The 13,938-nt window shown below is 74.2% G+C and carries 12 protein-coding genes and 1 pseudogene; 8 read left to right on the forward strand and 5 right to left on the reverse strand.

Annotated features, from left to right (window positions below; translation table 11 throughout):
• Positions 1–56: 56 nt before the first annotated feature.
• The 5 genes from C1N80_RS08320 to C1N80_RS08340 all read right to left on the reverse strand — a co-directional run bounded on the left by C1N80_RS08320 (position 57) and on the right by C1N80_RS08340 (position 5,732).
• On the reverse strand, positions 57–773 hold the full coding sequence (locus tag C1N80_RS08320; RefSeq protein ID WP_137770333.1) for a nucleoside triphosphate pyrophosphatase: 717 nt from the start codon (positions 771–773) through the stop codon (positions 57–59).
• Positions 773–2,464 carry a DUF885 domain-containing protein gene (locus tag C1N80_RS08325; protein ID WP_137770334.1) on the reverse strand — a complete coding sequence of 564 codons (1,692 nt, stop codon included), beginning with the start codon at positions 2,462–2,464 and terminating at the stop codon, positions 773–775. Before C1N80_RS08325 ends, C1N80_RS08320 begins: the two co-directional genes overlap by 1 nt.
• Positions 2,465–2,513: 49 nt before the next feature.
• Entirely contained in the window at positions 2,514–3,752 is a 1,239-nt protein-coding gene (locus C1N80_RS08330) for an esterase-like activity of phytase family protein (protein WP_137770335.1), read from the reverse strand.
• Positions 3,753–3,873: 121 nt separating this feature from the next.
• Entirely contained in the window at positions 3,874–4,146 is a 273-nt protein-coding gene (locus C1N80_RS08335) for an acyl-CoA carboxylase epsilon subunit (RefSeq protein ID WP_137770336.1), read from the reverse strand.
• The gene (locus tag C1N80_RS08340) at positions 4,143–5,732 is read right to left on the reverse strand and encodes an acyl-CoA carboxylase subunit beta (protein ID WP_137770337.1); all 1,590 of its coding nucleotides are present in this window, start codon (positions 5,730–5,732) and stop codon (positions 4,143–4,145) included. The genes C1N80_RS08335 and C1N80_RS08340 overlap by 4 nt, the downstream gene beginning before the upstream one ends.
• Positions 5,733–5,898: 166 nt before the next feature.
• Here C1N80_RS08340 and C1N80_RS08345 point away from each other — a divergent pair, with 166 nt between their 5' ends.
• From C1N80_RS08345 to C1N80_RS08380, 8 genes and pseudogenes are all read left to right on the forward strand, one after another.
• The gene (locus C1N80_RS08345; protein ID WP_137770338.1) at positions 5,899–6,855 is read left to right on the forward strand and encodes a biotin--[acetyl-CoA-carboxylase] ligase; all 957 of its coding nucleotides are present in this window, start codon (positions 5,899–5,901) and stop codon (positions 6,853–6,855) included.
• Entirely contained in the window at positions 6,852–8,051 is a 1,200-nt protein-coding gene (locus tag C1N80_RS08350; RefSeq protein ID WP_137770339.1) for an adenylate/guanylate cyclase domain-containing protein, read from the forward strand. Before C1N80_RS08345 ends, C1N80_RS08350 begins: the two co-directional genes overlap by 4 nt.
• A 23-nt stretch (positions 8,052–8,074) precedes the next feature.
• Positions 8,075–8,770, forward strand: coding sequence for a response regulator transcription factor (locus C1N80_RS08355; RefSeq protein WP_137770340.1), 696 nt, complete (start codon positions 8,075–8,077; stop codon positions 8,768–8,770).
• A 15-nt stretch (positions 8,771–8,785) separates the two neighbouring features.
• Entirely contained in the window at positions 8,786–10,114 is a 1,329-nt protein-coding gene (locus C1N80_RS08360) for an ATP-binding protein (protein ID WP_240811062.1), read from the forward strand.
• Positions 10,115–10,266: 152 nt separating this feature from the next.
• Entirely contained in the window at positions 10,267–11,379 is a 1,113-nt protein-coding gene (locus tag C1N80_RS08365) for a 5-(carboxyamino)imidazole ribonucleotide synthase (protein ID WP_370297281.1), read from the forward strand.
• Positions 11,380–11,437: 58 nt separating this feature from the next.
• Positions 11,438–11,950, forward strand: coding sequence for a 5-(carboxyamino)imidazole ribonucleotide mutase (purE, locus tag C1N80_RS08370; protein WP_137770343.1), 513 nt, complete (start codon positions 11,438–11,440; stop codon positions 11,948–11,950).
• Between the two features lie 124 nt (positions 11,951–12,074).
• A pseudogene (locus tag C1N80_RS08375) lies at positions 12,075–12,668 on the forward strand (acyltransferase); the annotation flags it as partial.
• Positions 12,669–12,826: 158 nt separating this feature from the next.
• Positions 12,827–13,936 carry a DegT/DnrJ/EryC1/StrS aminotransferase family protein gene (locus C1N80_RS08380; RefSeq protein WP_137770345.1) on the forward strand — a complete coding sequence of 370 codons (1,110 nt, stop codon included), beginning with the start codon at positions 12,827–12,829 and terminating at the stop codon, positions 13,934–13,936.
• The last annotated feature ends 2 nt before the right edge of the window (positions 13,937–13,938 follow it).

Here is a 13,938-nt window from a genome sequence, read left to right on the forward strand (position 1 = left end):
GGGAGGCGACGACGATCGAGTCTAACGGGGCGGGCGCGCCGATCGGCGCAGGCGGCTCAGCCGGAGACGGCGTCGCCGTCGGCCTCGGGGAGGTCCCACAGATCCATGACGGTCAGCCCGATCCCCGCGAGCAGCTCCCGCAGCAGCGGCAGGGACAGCCCCACCACGGCGTGCGGATCACCGTCGACGCCGGTGACGAAGGGGCCGGCGATCCCGTCGATCGTGAACGCACCGGCGACGCCGAGCGGCTCCCCGGTCTCCACGTAGGCCTCGATCTCCTCGTCGGTGACCGCGGCGAAGGTCACCTCGCAGCTGGCCGTCGCGCCGACGGTCGCGCCGGTCCCGCCGTCCTCCTCGTCGCGGTCGTCCACGAGCCAGTGGCCCGAGTGCAGCACGGCGGTGCGGCCGCGCAGCCGGTTCCAGCGCTCGACGGCGACCTCCGCCGTGTGCGGCTTGCCGATCGCCTCGCCGTCCAGCTCGAGCATCGAGTCGCAGCCGAGCACCACGTAGCCGCCCTCGCTGCGGGTGGTCGCCGCCTGCGCCTTCTCCCGGGCGAGCAGCAGCACCTCCTCCGCGGCGGTGAGCGGCTCCTCGCCGGCGGCCTCGCGCGCCGCGGCGAGGATCGCCGCCTCGTCGAGGTCCACGGGCAGGGTCGAGTGCGCGATGCGGGCGCCCTCGAGGACGTGGCGGCGGCCCTGCGAGGCGGAGGCGAGCAGCAGCAGCGGCTCGAACCCGTCCTCGGTCGCGGCGGCGGACACGGGGGCGGTGCTCATCAGAGGGCTCCTTCGAGGACGGAGAGGGGGAGGCTGCCGAGCTCGAGGGCGCGGCGGTGGAAGGCGCGGACAGCGCCGGGGGAGGAGTCCGCGGCCGTCGCCCGGTCCCGGATCTGCTCCCAGGTGCGCTGACCGATCTTGTACGACGGCGCCTGCCCCGGCCAGCCGAGGTAGCGGTGCAGCTCGAAGCGGCGCTCGGCCTCCTCGATGCCCCAGTTCTCCGTCATGAAGTCCCAGGCGGTGCGCTCGTCCCACGCACCGCCGTCGGAGCCCGGCACGCCCGTCGGCATGGGCAGCCCCAGGTGCAGGCCGATGTCGAGGACCACGCGCCCGGCGCGCAGGCGCTGCGCGTCGAGCATGCCGAGGCGGTCGCCGTCGTCGTCGAGGTAGCCCAGCTGCTCCATGAGCCGCTCGGCGTACAGGGCCCAGCCCTCGCCGTGCCCGGAGACCCAGCAGAGCATCGCGCGCCAGCGGTTCAGGGAGCCCGCCTGCAGGGTCTGCGTGCCCACCTGCAGGTGATGGCCGGGGACGCCCTCGTGGTAGACGGTCGTGGTCTCCGCCCAGGTGCGGAACTCCTCGGTGCCCGCGGGCACGTCCCACCACATGCGGCCGGGACGGGTGAGGTCCTCGCTGGGGCCCGTGTAGTAGATGCCGCCGGAGCCGGTGCGGGCGATCCGGCACTCGAGCCGGTGCAGCGGCTCGGGGATGTCGAAGTGGGTGCCGGCGAGGTCCGCGATCGCCGTGTCGGAGAGCTGCTGCATCCAGGCCTGGAGCGCGTCGCTGCCGTGGAGGATGCGGGCGGGATCGGCGTTCAGCGCCTCCTTCGCGGCGGCGACGCTGCTGCCGCCGCCGGTGCCGTAGCGCTCGTTGAGGCGCGCGGCGACCTGCTCCTGCTCGGCGATGATCGCGCGCAGCTCCTCGACGCCCCAGGCGTAGGTCTCGTCGAGGTCGATCTCGGTGCCGAGGTAGGTGCGGGAGGCGAGCTGGTAGGCCTCGCGGCCGACGGCGTCCGCCTCGGGCGCCTGCGGCAGCAGCTCCTCGAGGACGTCGGCGATCTCGCGGTACGCGGCGCGGGCCTGATTCGCCGCCTCCCGCACGTGCGCCTTCTGCGCGTCGTCGCCCACGGCCTCCGCGGCGAAGGTGTCGAAGAAGCCGCCATCCGCCGCGTAGCCGCGGGCCTGCTCGGCGCCGAGGCGCAGCTGGCGGCGGGCGGAGACGGTGCCCGCGGCGGCGGCCTCGCGCAGCGACTCGGCCCACGAGGACAGGGCGCGCGGGAAGCCGGCCATGCGCTCGGCGAGCACCTCCCAGTCCGCGGCGGTCTCCGTCGCCATGAGGTCCAGGACGTCCCGCGACTGGAGCACGGAGGCGAGGTTGTTCACGGCGGCCACGTCGAGGTGCTGCTCGGCGCGCTCGAGCTCGAGGCCCAGGCGCTCCTGGAGCGCCGCGCGGGTCACGGCGTCGACGCCGTCGGCGTCGGGAACCTCGGCGATCGCGGAGAGCAGCTCACGGGAGAGGTCGTGGCGCGCCTGCTCGGCGGCGGGGGAGTAGTCGGTCGCCTCCGCGTCGTGGCCGACGATCCCGAGCTGGGTGGAGAGGAACGGGTCCGCCGCGGCGAGGCGGTCGACGTAGGAGTCGGCCAGGGCGTCCAGGGCGGAGGGGGTGCGGCCGGTGGCCGGGGAGTCGCTCGACATGGGTCGCAGTCTAGGTCTCCTGCTGCCGCCGCACGTCCTCCGATCGAGGTCAGGCCCTCCCGCCGCGGCGGGTGCCGAGATCGATGAGGATCATCTCGGTGTCGTCCGGGGTGCCCGGGTAGCGGGCGTCGTTGCTCGGGTAGTTGTTGTCGTTCGCGATGAGCAGGCGGCCGTCCTCGAGCAGCACGACCGTCTCCACGGACTGCATGGGGAAGGAGAAGGTCTCGCCGACGCCGTAGGCGCCGGGGTCCGCCGCGAGGCCGATGCCGTCCGGGTTGGGGATCGTGAGAAGGTCGATGACGAGGGTCTTCTCGAGCGTCCCGTCGGCGTCGGTGCGGCGCAGGTCCACCCGGTAGACCTTCTTCGTCACCGCGCCCGGCCCCCACACGTCGTCCCGCTCGAGGATCAGCAGGCGGTGGGGATCCAGGGCGAAGGCGTCGCCCACGAGGTTCCCGGGAAGGTCCGTGCGGTAGGTCCAGCGGCGGTCGGTGTACGCGCGGCGGCGTACGTCGAACTCGAGCACCTCGACGCGGTGCTGGTCCTCCTCGCCGGGGAGGTACCCCTCGAGGATCGGATGCAGGATCTTCCCGTTCGGGGAGGCGGCGAGGGCCTCGAAGCCCTTGCTCGCGCGGATGCTCGGCGTCTCGCCGTCCTCGAGGTACGGGCTCTGCGGGGAGCGCAGGCCGCCCGGGAGCGGGACCGGCGCCTCGAGCAGCGCGCCGTCGGCGTCCGCGTGGAGCAGGAACGGGCCGAACTCCTCGCCGATCCAGAAGCTGCCGTCCTTCGCGAGGACGAGCGACTCGACGTCGAGGTCCGCACCGGTGAGCAGCCGCTCCTCGGTGTGCTCGTGGACGATCGGGAAGTCGAGCACGCGCCGAGGATCCTTCAGGGACACGAAGGAGTCCAGGGAGATCGTGCCCGCCCCGCCGCGGGAGGTCTCCCAGCGCGGGGTCGCCCGGTAGATCCGCAGCAGGAAGTCCGCGGAGTTGGTCTTCGCACCGAAGCCGTTGTCCGGCATCGCCCAGTAGCTCCCGTCGCCGATCTCGACGGCCGCCGAGAACCCGGGGACGACCTGCCCGTCGAACGGACCGGACACCCCGTTCGCGGGGCTCACGGCCGCGCCCGAGACCGGGCCCTCCTCGAGGTGGTCGGAGGGGAGGGTCGCGCGGGCCACGAGCCGCGGACCGCGGTCATGGCCGCGGGAGGGTGCGGCCAGCGCAGGGGAGGCGACGGCGAGCGGGGACACGGCGAGCGCGGCGAGGACGCCGCGGCGGGGGAGGGAGGTCATGGACCGATCCCATCGGCCCCCGGCGACCACGGCATGGCGGCCGCGCGACGTCCGGATGAACGCCGTGCGACGCCCGCGGCGGGGCCGGGCGCGACGGGCGGTCCCCGGCGCGCCGGCGCGCTCAGCGGTCCGCGAAGACCCAGGCCGAGGCGGAGGGGTGGTGGCGCTCGCTGTGCCCGCGGGCGTGCGTGTGCACGGGGGAGGTCCAGGCGCTCTCCTGCACGGGACCGCCGTCGAGCGAGCGCTCCTCCGCCTCGAGGCGGCTCGTGACGCTCATCGCGGAGACGACGACGGCGATCGCCGCGAGCTCGTCGGCCTCGAGGCGGCCGGAGACGAGCCGGACGTCGGACCGCCCGTCGGGACCGCCCTCGGCGGCCGGGGACTCCGTGCTCACAGCGGGATGTTCCCGTGCTTCTTGGTGGGCAGGGAGTCGCGCTTGGTGCGCAGGGCGCGCAGCGCGCGGGCCACCTGGACGCGGGTCTCCGAGGGCTCGATGACCCCGTCGATCCAGCCGCGCTCGGCCGCCGCGTAGGGCGTCGCGAACTGGTCCTCGAACTCGGTCTGCAGGCGCAGCCGCTCCGCCTCGACGTCCCCGCCCTCCTCGGCGACCTGCTTGAGGCCCTGCCGGTGGAGGATGTTCACCGCGCCCTGGGCGCCCATGACCGCGATCTGCGCGGTGGGCCAGGCGAGGTTGACGTCCGCGCCGAGGTCCTTGGACCCCATGACGATGTAGGCGCCGCCGTAGGCCTTGCGGGTGATGACGGTGACCAGGGGGACCGTCGCCTCCGCGTAGGCGTACAGGAGCTTCGCGCCGCGGCGGATGATGCCGCTGTACTCCTGGTCCGTGCCGGGCAGGAACCCGGGGGTGTCCACGAGCGTGAGCACGGGGATGTTGTTCGCGTCGCACAGGCGCACGAAGCGCGCCGCCTTCTCCGAGGCGTCGATGTCGAGCGTGCCGGCGAAGTGCGAGGGCTGGTTCGCGACGATGCCGACGCTGCTGCCCTCGACCCGGCCGAAGCCGACGACGATGTTCTGCGCGTAGCCCGGCTGCACCTCGAGGAACTCGCCGTCGTCGAGGATCGCCCGCCACACCTCGCCCATGTCGTAGGGCTGGTTGGGGGAGTCGGGGATCAGCACGTCCATCGCGCGGTCCTCCGCGGTGGGCTGCTCCTCGAGCGGCGTGGGGAACACGGGCGCGGGGCTCAGCGTGTTCGAGGGCAGGTAGGAGAGCAGGTCCTTGACGTACTCGATCGCCTCGGACTCGTCCGGCGCCATGTAGTGGGCGACGCCCGAGCGGGTGGAGTGGGTGCGCGCCCCGCCGAGCTCCTCGAAGCCGACGTCCTCGCCGGTCACGGTGCGGATGACGTCCGGTCCCGTGATGAACATGTGGGAGGTCTTCTCGACCATGACGATGACGTCGGTGAGGGCCGGGGAGTACACGGCACCGCCCGCGGCCGGTCCCATGATCAGCGAGATCTGCGGGATGACGCCCGAGGCGCGCGTGTTGCGCCGCATGATCCCGGCGAACATGGCGAGCGAGGCCACGCCCTCCTGGATGCGCGCGCCGCCGCCGTCGAGGATGCCGATGATCGGCACCCCGGTGGACAGCGCGAGGTCCTGGATCTTCTGGATCTTGCGGCCGTGCGCCTCGCCCAGGGAGCCGCCCATGACGGTGAAGTCCTGCGAGTACACGCACACCTGGCGGCCGTCGATCGTGCCGTAGCCGGTGACGATGCCGTCACCCGCGGGGCGCTTGCGCTCGAGTCCGAAGGAGTGGGACTGGTGCGCCACGAAGCGGTCGGTCTCGACGAAGGAGCCGTCGTCCAGCAGGTCGTGGATGCGCTCGCGAGCGGTGCCCTTGCCCCGGGCGTGCTGCTTCTGGACGGCGAGACCGTCGGCGTCGGAGACCGCGGCCGCCGAGCGGGCGCGCAGGTCTTCGAGTCGCTGAGCGGTGGTGAGCGGCCGAGGGGCGTCGGACACGGAGCCTCCAACTGCGACCCTGGGGCCGCCTGATCCGGGTGCAGGGGCGCGGGCGGGGTCCGGCGGCAGGCGCGGGTCCACGGCCCGAAACACAGGGATACTACGCTACCCCTCGGCCCCCGTCGGGGAGCCCGGCAGTGAGCCCCGGCATGCGAGGAGACCCCGGATGAACACGTCAGTCGTCCGCGGAGGGGCTCGCGGGGAGGCCGAGCCGCCCGCGCTCCCCGTCGAACTCGTCGACCTGACGCCCTCGACGCAGGACCTCGCCGCGCGCCGGCGCGCCGAGGGGCGGCCCGCCCCCTTCGCCGTGCTCGCCGCGCAGCAGTCCGCCGCACGCGGCCGGCTCGGGCGCCGCTTCTCCTCTCCCGCCGGGGGCGCCCTCGCGCTCACCGTCGTCCACGAGTCCGCGCTCGCCCCCGGGGACCGCTCCTGGTTCCCGCTCGCCCTCGGCGTCGCCGCCCTGGACGCCCTGCACGCGCTGCCCGGGGCCGCCGCGGGTCTCGAGGCGGCCGGGCTCGGCCTGAAGTGGCCCAACGACCTGCACACGGCCGCGGGCGGGAAGCTCGGCGGGATCCTCGTCGAGGGCCGCGGCGCCGGGACCGTGCTGCTGGGCATCGGCCTGAACCTGCGCGGCCCGATCCACGGCGAGGACGCCACGGAGGTGCCCGGTGCGGCGTGGCTCCATGGGCCCGGAGGGCTGCTGGACGACGAGGGCGGCGAGGGGCTGACCGCGGCGGAGGTGCCCGCGCTGCGGGACGCGCTCGCCGCCGGCATCGCCTCCCGTCTTGTCCGGGAGCTCGAGGCGCTCGAGGCGAGCGGCGGCGACGCCTCGGCCACCGGACTCGACGAGCGCTTTGCTATGACCTGTGTCACACTCGGGCGGGACGTGCGCGTCGAGCCTCTCGGGCACGACGGTCCCCGCGGGTCGGCGCCCCTCACCGGGAGGGCCGTCGGCATCGACGATCGCGGACGGCTCCTGGTCGACCCCGGCCCGGAGCAGGGCGGGGTCGTGGCGGTGGACGTCGGCGACGTCCGGCATCTCAGGGCCGTCCGAGGAAGCGGGGGCACCATGGCAGGTCCGGTTCGGAACGGTCACGACGGCGAGGAGGCAGGGACGCGGTGAGCAGCGACATCCACGGGACGGAGAGCGCGCCCGGGACCCCGGACGCCACGACGGCGCACGGGCGCACGACGCCCGAGGAGGCGGCGGGACAGGCCGCGCCGAGCGCGACGGACACCAGCCCGGACCTCGAGCAGACCTCGATCGACGGCGAGGAGGTGCTCGGGCTGAACCGACGCTTCGCACAGGTGCGCCGCAGCGTCGGCGCCCTCGAGAAGGTCCTCCTCCAGGGTCCCCGCAAGTACTCCCGGCGCGACCTCGCCGAGGAGCAGGGGATCCCCGAGCGCCTCACCTCCGTGTACTGGCGCTCCCTGGGCTTCAGCCCCGTGGACGAGGACACCGTCGTCTACACCGAGGAGGACGCCCACGCGATCGGCGACCTCGCCGCGATCGTCGAGGACGACGCGCTGTCCGAGCGCGCCTTCTCCTCCATCACCCGTGGCCTCGGCTTCCACATGGGACGCCTGGCCATGTGGATCACGGAGGCGATGGTCGACGAGGCGAAGGTGGTCGACGGCCTCGGGGACGCCGACGCCCGCCTCCAGATGCTCGACCGCATGCCCGAGCTGCTCGAGACCCTCGAGTCCCAGGTCGTCTTCACCTTCCGGCGCCAGCTCGCCGCCTACGCCGCCCGGGCGGGATCCGAGGTGCTCCACCGGGGCACCGACGAGCTGTTCCCGCTCCAGCGCGCCGTGGGCTTCGCCGACCTCGTCCAGTTCACCCGGCTCTCCCGCGACCTCTCCGGGGCCGAGCTGGCCGACGTCGTCGCCCGCTTCGAGGCCGTGGGCCGCGACGTCATCTCCGTGGGCGGCGGCCGCGTCGTCAAGACCGTCGGCGACGAGATCATGTTCCTCGCCGACACTCCCGAGGACGGCGCCCAGATCGCCGTCTCCCTCGCCGAGACCATCACCGCGGACCCGGACCTCCCCCCGCTCCGGGTCGGCCTCGCCTGGGGATCGATGTTCTCCCGCTACGGCGACGTCTTCGGCCCCACCGTGAACCTCGCCGCCCGCATGGAGTCCGTCGCGAGGCCCGGGACGGTCCTGATCGACCCGGACACGGCGGACGCCGTCGAGAAGGCCATCCCCGGCGGCTTCGAGGTCGCCGAGGGCGAGGACGTGGACCTCCACGGCATCGGCACGGTGCACCTGGCGGAGCTCCGGCGGGGCCGCTCGGCGGCCCTGGACCTGGGGCTGTGAGCGCGGGACGTACTATGGCTGACGTGACACGACTGCTTCTCGTCGAGGACGACTCGGCCATCGCTGAACCGCTGTCCCGCGCCCTGGACCGCGAGGGCTACACCGTCACCCGGGCCTCCCGGGGGATGGACGCGCTCGCGATCGCCGCGGGGGAGGACCCGATCGACGTGGTCATCCTGGACCTCGGGCTGCCCGACCTGGACGGCCTCGAGGTCGCCCGGCGCCTGCGCAAGGGCGGTCTGGAGTCACCGATCCTCATCCTCACCGCCCGCGCCGACGAGGTCGACGCCGTGGTGGGGCTGGACGCCGGCGCGGACGACTACGTCACCAAGCCCTTCCGGCTCGGCGAGCTCCAGGCGCGCATCCGTGCGCTGCTGCGGCGCGCCCAGGCCGTCGAGGAGACGGGCGACAGCTTCGACGTCAACGGCGTGAGCCTCGACGTCTCCGCCCGCCGCGCCTACGCCGACGGCGAGGAGCTCAGCCTCTCCGCCAAGGAGTACGACCTGCTCACCGTGCTCGTGCGCGAGTCCGGCAGCGTCGTCACCCGCGACGACCTCATGCGCGAGGTGTGGGGCGCCGAATGGTGGGGCTCCACGAAGACGCTCGACATGCACATCTCCTGGCTGCGCCGGAAGCTCGGCGACGACGCCTCCGATCCGCGACGCATCACCACGGTGCGCGGGGTGGGCTTCCGGTTCGAGACCGGCGACGGGAGCTGACCTTTGCGGCAGCGCGTGCTGCAGGCGACCATGATCACGGTGCTCCTGGTCGTCCTCATCCTCGGCATCCCGCTCGGCTACTCGTGGCTGACGTTGTCCCAGCAGAGCCTCACCACCCAGGCGACCAGCATCCTCGACGAGGTCCGCGTCGACACCGACTCCCGGCTCGCGAGCAAGCGCGATCTCGACCAGGCGCTGCTCCAGCGGCACGTCGACGCCCAGACCGACCTCCACGTCGCGATCGAGGTCACCCACGACGGCCAGGTGATCTCCGTCGGCGAGGACCCCGGCGACTCGCCGCTGCAGGTCTCGACCAACGGGGCGAACGGCCAGTCGATCCGTGTGCTCATCCCGCAGTCCGACGTGCGCGCCCACACCGCGAGCGCGATCGTGCTGCTCGTGGTCGCGGGCCTCGCGGCGCTCTCGATCGGCGTCTCGGTCGCGCTGTGGCAGGCGCAGCGGATCTCCATGCCGCTCTCACGGCTCGCCCGCCGTGCCGAGGAGATGGGCAGCGGGCGCGCCCGCGGCCCCTGGACCGACGCCGGCATCGTCGAGGTCGACGAGGTCGCCGAGGAGCTCATCCGCTCCGGCGCCCAGCTCACCGAGCGGCTCGAGGCGGAGTCCCGCCTCGCCTCCGACGCCTCCCACCAGCTGCGCACCCCGCTCACGGCGCTGTCCATGCGGCTGGACGAGATCCTCGCGACGAGCTCCGAGGAGTGGGTGCGCGAGGAGGCCCGCATCTCCCTCGAGCAGATCGACCGCCTCACCGAGGTGGTCCACGACCTCATCAACGCCCCCCGCTCCTCCCAGCGGCGCACGCCCGGCGTGGTCGAGCTGCGCACCGTGCTCACCCAGCAGAGCGAGGAGTGGGCGCCCGCGTACCGCCGCGCCGGCCGGGAGCTGCGCATCCAGGTGCCGCGCAGCGCCGCCGTCTGGGGATCGACGGGCCCCCTCACCCAGGTCGTCGCGACGCTCATCGAGAACGCGCTCATGCACGGCGGCGGCCGCACGAGCGTCAAGGTGCGCCGCAACGACCACTCGACCGTCATCGAGGTCATGGATGAGGGCGGCGGCATCGACCCCGCGCTCGGGCACCGCATCTTCGAGCGCTCCGTCTCCGGGCGCAGCTCCAAGGGCACCGGCGTCGGCCTCGCCCTCGCGCGGACCCTCGTGGAGGACGACGGCGGCCGGCTCGAGCTGCTGACGGAGAGCCCCGCGACCTTCGGCGTCTTCCTCATCTCCGCGCCCGGCGAGGAGGAGCCGGCGGGGACTGAGCGCACCGACGACCTCTCCTCGCTGCCGCAGGGCTCCGTGGTGCGCCGGCGCCACCGCTCCCGCGGCTGAGGGTCGAGCTCGGACGCCGGCAGGGGCGGACGGCCGCGGAGGGTGCCCACGGCCCCGCCTACACTGATCCGGTGCCTGACGACCCCACCTCCCTGACCCCCGCCCGCAGCGCCCGACGCATCGGCGTCGTCGGCGCCGGGCAGCTGGCCCGCATGATGCTGGGCCCCGCGATCGAGCTCGGCCTGGACCTCACCGTCCTCGCGACCGACCCCGCCGAGAGCGCCGCCGCGGTCGCCGGGGACGTGACCCTGGGCGCCCACGACGACGAGCACGCCGTGCGCGAGCTCGCCGGCCCCGTCGAGGTGATCACCTTCGACCACGAGCACGTGCCCCCGGAGATCCTCGAGGGGATCGGCCGCGACGGCCTCGCCGCCGTCCGGCCCGGCCCGGACGCCCTCCTGCACGCCCAGGACAAGCTGCACATGCGCGAGCGGCTCTCCGCGCTCGGCCACCCCTGCCCGCGCTGGTGGCGCCTGCCCGACGCGGCCGCGCTCGAGGCAGCGCTCGCCGAGGCGGGCGGCCGGATCGTCGTGAAGACCCCGCGCGGCGGCTACGACGGCCACGGCGTGCGGATCGTCGAGCGCGCCGAGGACGTCGCGGACTGGTTCGCCCAGGGCGGCGACCTCCTCGGCGAGGAGCTCGTGCCCTTCACCCGCGAGCTCTCCGCCCAGGTGGCGCGCCGGCCCAGGGGAGAGGCCGTCGCCTACCCGGTCGTCGCCTCCCGCCAGAAGGACGGGGTGTGCTACGAGGTGATCGCCCCCGCGCCGGACCTCGACCCCGAGGCCGAGCGCCGGATCCGCGAGCTGGCCCTCGCGATCGCCGAGGACCTCGACGTGGTCGGCATGCTCGCCGTCGAGCTCTTCGAGACGGCCGACGGCGCCGTGAGCGTCAACGAGCTCGCCATGCGCCCCCACAACACGGGCCACTGGTCCATGGACGGCGCGGTCACCGGTCAGTTCGAGCAGCACCTGCGCGCCGTCGCGGACCTCCCGCTCGGCGCGACCACCCCGCTCGCCCCGTGCGCGGTCATGGTGAACCTGCTCGGCGGCGCCGCCGAGGACCTCCGCCCCGGCCTCGAGGCCGCGCTCGCCGCGGATCCCGAGCTCACGGTGCACCTGTACGGCAAGTCCGTGCGGCCCGGCCGGAAGATCGGCCACGTGACCCTGCTCGGCGAGGAGCCGGGCGCCCTGCTCGAGCGCGCCCACCGCGCCGAGCGCCTGATCGTCGACGGCCCGGGGGACGGCGACGCCGTCCCCGCCCCGTGACCCGCCACCGCGACCCGACCCGTCCCCGTCCTACCCCCGTCATCGCAGGAGAGACCGCATGAGCACCCTCGCGCCGCTGGTCGGCATCGTCATGGGATCCGATTCCGACTACCCCGTCATGAAGGCCGCCGAGGAGGCGCTCGCCGAGTTCGGGATCCCCGTCGAGGTCGACGTCGTCTCCGCGCACCGCATGCCCGAGGACATGGTCGACTACGGCCGCGGCGCCGCGGGTCGCGGCCTGCGCGCGATCATCGCGGGCGCCGGCGGGGCCGCGCACCTGCCCGGCATGCTCGCCGCCCTCACCCCGCTGCCCGTGATCGGCGTGCCGGTGCCGCTCAAGCACCTCGACGGCATGGACTCCCTGCTCTCGATCGTGCAGATGCCCGCCGGCGTCCCGGTCGCGACCGTCTCGATCGGTGGGGCCCGCAACGCCGGGCTGCTCGCCGCGCGGATCCTCGCCGCCGGCGGGGACGAGCGCGCCGCGGAGCTCCGCGCGCGCATGGAGGCCTTCCAGGCGGAGCTGCGACAGGTCGCGCTGCGCAAGGGCGAGGCGCTGCGCTCCTCCCGCTGATCCCCCCAGCCTCCGCGGGCCCGCGTGAAGGGCCTGTGGAGGGCCGGGGCGAGATGTGCAACAGCTGCCGGGCCCGCGCCGTGGCTCCTGGGAAGCGGCTGGTCCGCGCGGTATCGTCGAGGCCATGACGAACACCCCCGCGTACCGGGTGGCCCCGGGCGCCGACATCGCCGAGGACGCCGTGATCGGCGCGGGCAGCGCGATCTGGCACCTCGCCCAGATCCGTGAGGGCGCCGTCCTCGGCGCCGACTGCATCGTGGGACGCGGCGCCTACATCGGCTCCGGCGTCGAGATGGGCGCCGGCTGCAAGGTCCAGAACCACGCCCTCGTCTACGAGCCCGCCCGGCTCGCCGAGGGCGTCTTCGTGGGTCCCGCCGTCGTCTTCACGAACGACCACTTCCCCCGCGCCGTGAACCCGGACCTCAGCCCGAAGTCCGCGAGCGACTGGGAGCCCGTGGGCGTGACCTGCGAGCAGGGCGCCTCGATCGGCGCCCGTGCCGTGTGCGTCGCCCCCGTGACGATCGGCGCCTGGTCGATGGTCGCCGCGGGCGCCACCGTCGTGAAGGACGTCCCGCCGCACGCGCTCGTCGCCGGGGTGCCCGCCCGCCGCCTGGCCTGGGTGGGCCGCGCCGGGGAGAAGCTCGTCCCCGCCTCAGACGGCACCGACGCGTGGGTGTGCCCGGTGACCGGCGAGTGGTACATCCCTGACGAGTCCACGGGCGGCCTCCAGCTCGCCTCGACCCCCGTGGTCGACGCCCCCCGCCCCGCCCCGCTCGAGGCCGACGACGCCGACGACTCCACCGACGCCACGGCCGCCGTGGGCGCCGACAGCAGCTCCAGCACAGACAGCACCGATGAACAGGACGGATCCGCACGATGACGACCGATCTCCCGATGATCCCCGCGGCCAAGCCGCTGATCGGCCAGGAGGAGCGGGACGCGGTGGATCGCGTGCTCGCCTCCGGCATGGTCGCCCAGGGCCCCGAGGTCGCGGCCTTCGAGGAGGAGTTCAGCGCGGCCCTCGTCGCCGGCCGCGAGTGCGTCGCCGTGAACTCCGGCACCTCGGGCCAGCACCTCGGCATGCTCGCGCTGGGCCTCGGCCCGGGCGATGAGGTCATCGTGCCCTCCTTCACCTTCGCCGCCACGGCGAACTCCGTCGCCGTCTCCGGGGCGACCCCGGTCTTCGTCGACGTGGACCCCGAGACCTTCACGCTCGACCCCGCCGCCGTCGAGGCCGCGATCACCGAGCGCACCGTCGGCATCCAGCCCGTGCACCTGTACGGCCACCCCGCGCCGATGGACGAGCTCCTCCGGATCGCGGACGCCCACGGCCTGTGGATCTTCGAGGACGCCGCCCAGGCGCACGGCGCCGCCTGGCAGGGCGCGCCCGTCGGCAGCTTCGGCCGCGGCGCGATGTTCTCGCTGTACCCCACGAAGAACATGACCTCCGGCGAGGGCGGCATGGTCGCGACCGACGGCCCGGAGCTCGCCCGCCAGGTGCGGCTGCTGCGCAACCAGGGCATGGAGAAGCAGTACGCGAACGAGGTCGCCGGCTTCAACAACCGCATGACCGACATCCACGCAGCGATCGGCCGCGTCCAGCTGGGGAAGCTCCCCGCCTGGACCGCCCGCCGCCAGGAGCTCGCCGCCCACTTCGACGCGCACCTCGAGGGCGTCGTGACGCCCGTGGTCCGCGAGGGCGCCGTGCACGTCTACCACCAGTACACCGTCCGCATCGAGGGCGCGAGCGCCGCCGAGCGCGACGCCTTCGCGACCGCCCTGCGCGAGGAGCACGCCGTGGGCTGCGGGGTCTACTACCCGACCCCCGTGCACCGCCTGGACACCTTCCGCGTGGACCTCGACCTCCCCGTCACCGAGATGCTCGCGCGGGAGGTGCTCTCGATCCCCGTGCACCCGAGCGTGAGCGACGAGGACCGCGACCGCATCGTCGCGGCCGTCAACGCCGTCGCGAAGGCGGGGGCGTGAGC

The sequence above is a fragment of the Brachybacterium sp. SGAir0954 genome, from assembly GCF_005490785.1.
Classification (GTDB): Bacteria; Actinomycetota; Actinomycetes; order Actinomycetales; family Dermabacteraceae; genus Brachybacterium; species Brachybacterium rhamnosum.

What these genes read in the sequence shown, in the direction of transcription:
- C1N80_RS08320 (WP_137770333.1), bottom strand. Translation starts at nt 773, where the DNA reads ATGAGCACCGCCCCCGTGTCCGCCGCCGCGACCGAGGACGGGTTCGAG.
- C1N80_RS08325 (WP_137770334.1), bottom strand. Translation starts at nt 2,464, where the DNA reads ATGTCGAGCGACTCCCCGGCCACCGGCCGCACCCCCTCCGCCCTGGAC.
- C1N80_RS08330 (WP_137770335.1), bottom strand. Translation starts at nt 3,752, where the DNA reads ATGACCTCCCTCCCCCGCCGCGGCGTCCTCGCCGCGCTCGCCGTGTCC.
- C1N80_RS08345 (WP_137770338.1), top strand. Translation starts at nt 5,899, where the DNA reads ATGAACACGTCAGTCGTCCGCGGAGGGGCTCGCGGGGAGGCCGAGCCG.
- C1N80_RS08365 (WP_370297281.1), top strand. Translation starts at nt 10,267, where the DNA reads ATGATGCTGGGCCCCGCGATCGAGCTCGGCCTGGACCTCACCGTCCTC.
- purE (WP_137770343.1), top strand. Translation starts at nt 11,438, where the DNA reads ATGAGCACCCTCGCGCCGCTGGTCGGCATCGTCATGGGATCCGATTCC.
- C1N80_RS08380 (WP_137770345.1), top strand. Translation starts at nt 12,827, where the DNA reads ATGACGACCGATCTCCCGATGATCCCCGCGGCCAAGCCGCTGATCGGC.